This is a genomic window from Leptolyngbya cf. ectocarpi LEGE 11479, from assembly GCF_015207065.1.
In the GTDB taxonomy this organism is placed as follows: domain Bacteria; phylum Cyanobacteriota; class Cyanobacteriia; order Phormidesmidales; family Phormidesmidaceae; genus Leptothoe; species Leptothoe ectocarpi.
On the sequence record NZ_JADEXP010000301.1, the window covers coordinates 1 to 7921 of the forward strand.

At 45.6% G+C, this 7921-nt stretch carries 3 protein-coding genes; 2 read left to right on the top strand and 1 reads right to left on the bottom strand.

All coding sequences use genetic code 11. The annotated features are described in order from the left end of the window. Positions 1-2621, bottom strand: a 2621-nt coding sequence (locus IQ260_RS23520; protein ID WP_322745032.1) for a hypothetical protein, incomplete at its 3' end; no start/stop codon positions are given. A gap of 1121 nt (positions 2622-3742) precedes the next feature. On the opposite strand from IQ260_RS23520, the gene IQ260_RS23525 reads away from it, so the two are divergent. Continuing rightward, positions 3743-6436, top strand: coding sequence for a CHAT domain-containing protein (locus IQ260_RS23525; protein ID WP_193995518.1), 2694 nt, complete (start codon positions 3743-3745; stop codon positions 6434-6436). A gap of 258 nt (positions 6437-6694) precedes the next feature. Continuing rightward, positions 6695-7921, top strand: a 1227-nt coding sequence (locus IQ260_RS23530; RefSeq protein WP_193995519.1) for a serine/threonine-protein kinase, incomplete at its 3' end; no start/stop codon positions are given.

Here is a 7921-nt window from a genome sequence, read left to right on the forward strand (position 1 = left end):
GGGGTAAGCTTAGATATATCCCTAACATCAATTCCAAGTAAGGACATGTCAAGGGTTAGAAAGTCACTCTCTTTAGCTCGTGTTCTTTTTGTATCTAACCCTCTTGACTCATAAATAGGTGGAAGTTTATCGATCCGATAATGCCCATAATCACTAAAGTCTTCAGGTAAACCACTTTTTTCTTTGATTTCGTAGTAGCACTGAAGTCCTGTTTCAGAGTATGTCAGGAGGGCATGATCTCTCAGTTTTCTTGCCCATTCTAGACAGCTTAAACTATTTAAACGTTTATTCCCAATATAGTTAGAAGATAAGGTAAGATTTTCCTCATCATCAAAAGCCGCAATAAGATAGCTGCAACTTTGCATTGCTGCGTAATAAGCATAAATTTCACTGTTACCATCAGCAGCAGCATATAACCGCGCTTTTTCTAAAAGAAACAGCCTTCCCCAGTGTATTGATGCTCTAGTTCGCTGCTGGCCTACGAAGTTTTCAGTAGGTAAAAACTGATCGTCTCTGAGTACAAATTGAGGAAAAAACGTTAATAATTTTGCTCTGAGACAATAAATGCGCCCCAGAAGTGTGTAATGAGGATGGAATGTTCCCTGTGACACCTCTCTAGTGACAATATATTTTCTCAACCGTATTTCTGTATGTTGTTGAGCTTGTCTGAGAGTTTCCCAAGCTTTCTGAACAAGAACCTGGCGATTAATATCTAGCGAACATCCAGGTGGTAAATAGCTTACATCCTTGTTCTGTACATCATACACATAGTAGTAGTTAGCCAAACACAGTAAGTAACGAACAACTAAGGTTCCAGAGAAAATTTCAAATTCCTCATTGTCAAGATCTGTCTTGCTACGTTTAATGGACAAGCCTTGTTGCACATAGGTGTCTAAAATTTCTAGCGCCTTTATGTATGAGTAGCTGGCTCTATATGCACCCTCATCTAGCAAGACTTCAGCAATCGAGAGGTAAGCATCAAAGTATATATTTGGATCATCTTTGCAGAGTTTTCGCTTGCCAAAAACAGGCTTTATGATTGAGCGATGGATAGTTCCAATCATAGCCATAGAAGAAAACGGATATCTTTTTAAGTACGACCATGCTTTTTTAAGAGCAAGCAGACGTTCTGTTCTCTGACAAAGTTCATTAATATAAGTTTGTGGACTGACACCAGTATTACGGATAGCTTGTAAACGTGACTGTAATGATGCTTGCACCTGAGATAACAGAAAATCGAAGCCACAGTAATCACCATGACCAATAGGATCGCCAAACGCAAATCTATCATATGATGAACTACTATCTTGAAAAGCTTGCAATGCCTTGCCTACAGCCTCTTTATGACAGAGCTTAACTAAGCTATGAGCCCAAACAGGCGAGGCTACATTATCTCTAATGATCGATTGGGTAGATGTAACATCATGGGCAATTGGGAAAAAAGCTTTCAAACACGGAATATCGTCTAACAAAGTCATGTTGATCACTTTAATCACGTGAGATAGAGTACCACCAATACCAGTACTACTCAGAGCAAAATCTACACGCCGATCTTGATTATTGGCGTAAGTCTCAGTACTAACCAGTGTATTAAATATCTCTTCAACAGCGCATTCGTAGGTTGCTGATATCTTAATGTAAAACTCAACAACAATTTTTGTGGCTTCTTGAGAAGCTAGTTCATAATCGCTCGGACCAGGCAAATCGTTTACAAGTTCAAGGTTAGTTTTTCTATCAAGCCTTTGAAGGTCCGAATTAAGTAATGAGGGATATGCATTGTCGAACTCTAATGCCCCCAGATTTCGATCGGCAAAAGGCAGTGGGCCACAGGCTTCCATAGTTACTCGCCTTAAATAAACCGGAAATCGATCAGTCAATCGTTCATTGTTAACTACAGTCTCAGCTAGCTTTTTAACAAAAGCTGGTTGGAGATAATGGCGAATATAAGGATGCTCAGTGACGTTGTCAGGTAGAAAAGCTTGGGTATTACCGCTACGAGCCAACAGACGTCGAATTTCTCTTTGGGCCTTGAGGGTTAGTTCTCTACACGTATCATCTTTACTTGGAGATTTTGAGGAATTACTCAGAGAGAGAGATTTTCGTTCTGGAAGATAATCAAGCGATTTCTTAACTGTACTCGCGATTAGTTCATCAACTTTGTCAAGGTTGTGCGAAACAAAATCTGTGTTGGAAAAATTAAGTCCAACAGCCTCCTTGTAGGCTCGAAAAATAATTTCATAGTTTTCAACACCTCCTACGGTTTGCAAAGAAAGCAACATTTGCTGTAGAAGTGTTAATCCATCACCTACAGGCACCCCTAACTGTTGACGCTCTTGAGGAGTTAACTCAATTAATTTGTGCAGTGTGATCAGAATGTCTTCTGTTGTTAACACCTGACTGTAAGATTCTTGATGCTTTTGGTAGTCATCATTAAGGCTAGTTCGAAGCTTGCCCAGCATCGACACAATGGTACCAGTTGTGACTGTACTTGTTCTTTCTAACGTACCTTCCCAGACTCTATCTTCACCAAATAACGCTTTGATAATTTTGCGAAATCCAGCTTTGCCCAGGCGTTTTTCAATTCCTTGAGCGTTAGGCTGTTGATCAGCCTTACGACTCATCGCCAACGAGCCACAGAGATAGTAGTACAGATGGTAAATGCGCCAATTGTCTGAATCAGACATAAATCCTGGAAACGAAGCAACTTTGTGAGAAAATTCTGGTGCAGTTTCTATTGATTGCTAAAATTCTCTAGTGGTCAAATTCTCACAAAATTAGGCTGACTTTAGTGATCTAGGACACAATTAGACTCAAAAAGAGCAATTTTTGTATAAAACTATACTTAGGTAGTGGGTATATAAATCCACCCTATCCTCACTTTCGATAGTCGAGCGTACCCATTCACGGTCTTTTCTTAATATGTAAGCTGCTGCAAAATAATCCCAGGGAAGCTGACGAATCCAAACGCAAACTTCCCTAAGACTTCTGCAATTGGAGGAATATCCAAAATGCCTTAAAGATAATACCCGATAATGCACACTTTATTTAACCCGTGGAAAGGCTTCATGCAATGAAAATATGACCCTGTAAAGACTCGCTATGCTGTGCAATGAGTCGATGTTGTTTTCCTTTTACTAGGGAGTATACCAACTATGGTTAGTCAACTAGACACGTCACATCCGTTACACCCTCACCACCTTGAATGTCCACGGTGTGGGCACCATCAAGTTGTTGTGCAAAACGAAAATCATTACATCTGTCTAAATTGTAACTGGCAACGTAATGTTTCTGAAGAATGGTTATCCTTGCCTTGGCCACTGGCCATCATTCTACCGATTCTTTTAGGTTTACTCATCCTCTAAGAAGCCATTCTGTTTAAAGTTACTGGTTTGCAGTTGTTTGATCTGAGTCTCTGATTTCAAAAGTCATTATTTATCTTTATTCCTTTGATATCTGGAGACTTGTATATTGTCACCTACAATTGTGGGTGACATTTTTTTAGCAGGAATAGTCTTCAATAGTCCGTGACCACTAAACATCCATACTATGCGCAAACAAATGAAAGCAGCAGCAGACTGAGACGCTAGTGAAATTTTGGGAGTATGAGGAGCCCATAGAGTGCTTGAAGATGAGATCGCACAGCATAGAATAACAAAGCCTTCTTGAGTAGTAAGTTACTTTAGACGTCATCGCCAAATATCCTGTGAACGACTTGAGGATAAAACTATCGAATATTATATGGTTGACGCTACCAGCGCTAGCGTCAAGCTGGCTGCTAGCGAGTCGGGCTGTCTGGGCTGCCAATACGTTGCTGAGCGAAAGACGCTCAATTACTATCGATCGCCCATTGCTTAATGCACAGACCGGTAGTTCATTTACCAAGCAAAGCCGCGATCGCAACACCTCACAGCTACAGACAGCCTATGGTGAACTTTTTCTAAAAGTTCGGGAGGGTGAAGCTCAGGCTGGCGATCGCAATCATCGAGGTGCGATCGCAACCTTTAACACAGCCATTGAGCTAATCAACGATATTGAAAAAACCTTTGCCGCTAATTTCACCGCAAGTGCAAGTGTGGAGCTGACACGACTCAAAGCGGCTGTTTTGATTATGCTCGGAGAACAGCATCTGGTAGTTACAGATTACCAAGCCGCCCTAAGTAATACAGAGTCAGGGCTGGCGTTAGCGCAAACGATCAACAACCTGCCCGTGGTTGCCTGGGCCTGGGTTAATTTAGGCAGCGTTCAATACTTTCTCGGCCAGTATCAGCAGAGCATCGACGCCTGCCAATTCGCCCTATCGGCTCTCCGACGTACTAACATCAATGACTACCCATCGCGTGAAATATCGACCCTCTCTTCGCTTGAAATATCGGCCCTCTCTTGTCTAGGAGATACCTATCAAGACCAAGAAAACTACCAAGAAGCCCTACTATACTTTGATGCCGCTTTACGGGCCGCTCGTGAAGCAGAGAACTTAGTTCAAGAAGCCTCCATACTGATCAGTCTTGGGTATGCCTATGTGCGTTTGGGAGACTACGACAACGCTATTGAAGCATTGGAAACGTCTGCTCAGATTGCAAGAACGTTGGATAATGGGCTAGTAGAAGCCTATGCCATTGGTAATCTGGGGTATGCCTACTCGTTTGTAGGCCGCTACGATGAAGCGATTGCTCTATTAGCAGAGGCCCTTCCTGCCATTCAAGACGTTGGACATCGGCGAGGAGAGTGGCTGATTTTTAGTGCCACAGGGGAAGTTCTAGCCAGAATGGGTGAACCCGAGCTGGCCATTATATTTTATAAGCAAGCTGTTGAGGTAAATGAGGCCATCAGAGCCGATCTAGCTGGGCTACCGGACGATGTTCAACAGTCCTATTTGGGAGCAGCGTCAGGACTGGCTTCCATCGAAGCTAGCTATCGGACTCTAGCGGACCTGCTCCTACAGGCCAACCGCGTCCTCGAAGCCCAGGCGGTTCTTGACTTACTCAAAGTGCAAGAACTCGACGATTCTCTCAGTGACGTACAGCGTGGCAACCATAGTCCAAACATTAGCCACTGGGATATTGAAGAAGATGTGCTGCGTCTGTATAGGCAGGTGCTGTTAGAAGGTCAAGAACTGGCTCGTCTGCAAGATCCGGCTAATCAGCCGCTGTCCGGTGCTGAGACGGCTCGCCGCAACGAACTGCAGGCCCGTCAACAAAACCTACGCACGACCTTTGCTGATTGGCTAAACTACCCTGATGTTGCCGCCCTGCTCACCAAGTTACAAACCACTAGCAAGCGCCAAACTATCGATTTACAAACCCAGTACGCTCAGCTTCAGCGTGAGCTCCGCGAGCTGCCTCAAACCAGCGTTATCATCTATCCTTTAATTCTCGAAGAGCGCCTCGAACTGGTCCTGATTACGCCAGATGCACCGCCTGTTCGCTACCCAGTTGCTGTTACAGCTGATCAGCTGAGAGCCACCGTCACCGCATACGGTCAAATTCTCGCCAATCCTTACCAGCCTGCTGAACCCCTAGCCCAGCAGCTTTACAACTGGTTAATTGCTCCACTGGCAACAGACCTGGAAAGAGTCGGGGCCGAGACTATCGTTTATGCCCCCGATGGCATCCTCCGCTATATTCCCTTAGCGGCTCTACACGACGGTCAACAGTGGCTGGCTCAGCGCTACAGCATTACCCACATTACCGCCGCCTCGCTAACTAATTTTAGCGATCGCCCCCAATCTCAACACCGCGTACTGGCCGCTGCCTGTGCCGAGTGTGAATTTACTGTTGCTGTGGCCGGCCGGTCTGACCCGTTTCGGTTTGCCAATCTACCCGCCACCGAAACTGAAGTTTCTATCCTGGCCGAACAAATTCCAGATACCGACATTCTGTTAAACAATGACTTTAGCCCCACAAACGTCCAGAACGAGCTGGGTAGCTATACTATTTTGCACCTAGCCACCCATGCCGCCTTTGTTCCCGAGCAACCCACAGAGTCTTTTATTGTGTTTGGTAACGGCGAGCATGTCAGCCTGGAGACGATTCGACGCAGCTGGTTTCTGGCCAATGCCGATCTGGTTGTCCTCAGCGCCTGCGAGACAGCCGTGGGCAATGTTGAGCTGGGTACGGGCATTGAGATTCTGGGCATGGGGTATCAGATTCAGACCGCTGGGGCTAAATCAGCACTGGCCTCCCTTTGGCAGGTCAGCGACGGCGGCACCCAGGTTTTGATGAATGCTTTTTACGCTGCCCTCAACCAGGGAATGACTAAAGCTGCAGCCCTCAGCACCGCTCAAACCGCTATGCTCTCAGATAGTGACACTGTCGCTGAGGGCGAACGGGCTCGCCTGGCCGTACTGGGTAAAGACGGACAGCGGGTAACTGTTCCCCAAGATATGAGTCATCCCTACTACTGGGCGTCATTTATCTTGATCGGCAACGGGCTATAGATAACTGTTGGCGGCACCCTAACACTGCATATACTACTTCAAAGAAGTTTAAAATCTATGGCCCATAGCAGGAGCACGGTGTTTCACAACATAACCACTTAGAACTGCTGAGGTATAAACTATGTGTCTAGATACTAGTGTCGTCCGGGTGAAATCACAGTGTGGATCAACAAGGTTCCATGAGGTATGTATATTCAAGGTGCCTGAAATTCTAAATATGACCTAATTTAAAATTAGGAATTTTTCCTGTGCATATCTATGACCTGCCCAAGCAGTGATGCTCCGAGCCCATTAGCTAAGCTTTCTGGCTATACCCTGGTGGAAAAGCTATATGAGGGCACCAGCACAGTTGTCTATCGCGCAATTCAGAGCGAACAGCAGTGCTCGGTGGTAATTAAGGCACTGCGGCACGATTACCCTAGCTTTAGTGAATTAGTGCAGTTTCGCAATCAGTATGCGATCGCACAAGCACTGAGCGCTCAGTGTACAAATAATCCGCCACTCCTCGGCATTATTCGTCCTTTAAGCTTAGAATCCCTTGGCAATGGCTATGCTCTGGTGATGGAAGATTGGGACGGGGTGTCTCTAGCGTCATATCTCCAGCAGCGGTCGTTGCTCCTACCAGAGGTTCTAGAAATCGGTGTGCAACTGGCTGATATTCTCCATGGGTTAGGTCAACAGTGTGTGGTGCATAAGGATATTAAACCGGCTAATATTTTGATTCGGCCCGACTCCAAACAAGTCAAACTGATCGACTTCAGTATTGCCTCTCGCTTACCGAAAGAAAACCAGGAAGTTCAAAACCCTAATGTTCTAGAAGGCACTCTAGCCTATATGGCCCCTGAACAAACCGGGCGTATGAATCGCGGGATTGACTATCGGGCAGATTTCTATGGATTGGGGGTCACTCTGTATCAGCTACTGAGTGACCGCTTGCCGTTTACAGCTGACGATCCGCTGGAGCTGATGCATTGTCACATAGCCAAGGCACCGACGCCCGTGGATCAGATTAACCCTGACGTGCCGCCTATGGTGGCCGCGATCATTACTAAATTAATGGCTAAAAATGCCGAAGATCGCTATCAAAGTGCCATCGGTCTTAAGCACGATTTGGTATCTTGTTTCAGCCAGTGGCAGACAGCCGGGACAATCTCAACATTTGAATTGAGTCAACGGGATGTGTGCGATCGCTTCCTCATCTCTGACAAGCTCTATGGTCGTAACGTCGAAACCCAGGCCCTGCTAGCGGCCTTTGAGCGGGTAGCTCACGGGGCAGCCGAACTCATGCTGATTGCGGGATTTTCTGGCATTGGTAAAACCGCCGTGGTGAATGAAATCCACAAACCGATTACGCAGCAAAATGGGTATTTTATCAAAGGTAAATTTGACCAGTTCAATCGCAATATCCCCTTTTCTGCCTTTGTCCAAGCTTTTCGTAGTTTGATCGGACAGCTTTTGGGTGAATCCGACCAGGCCCTGGACCTG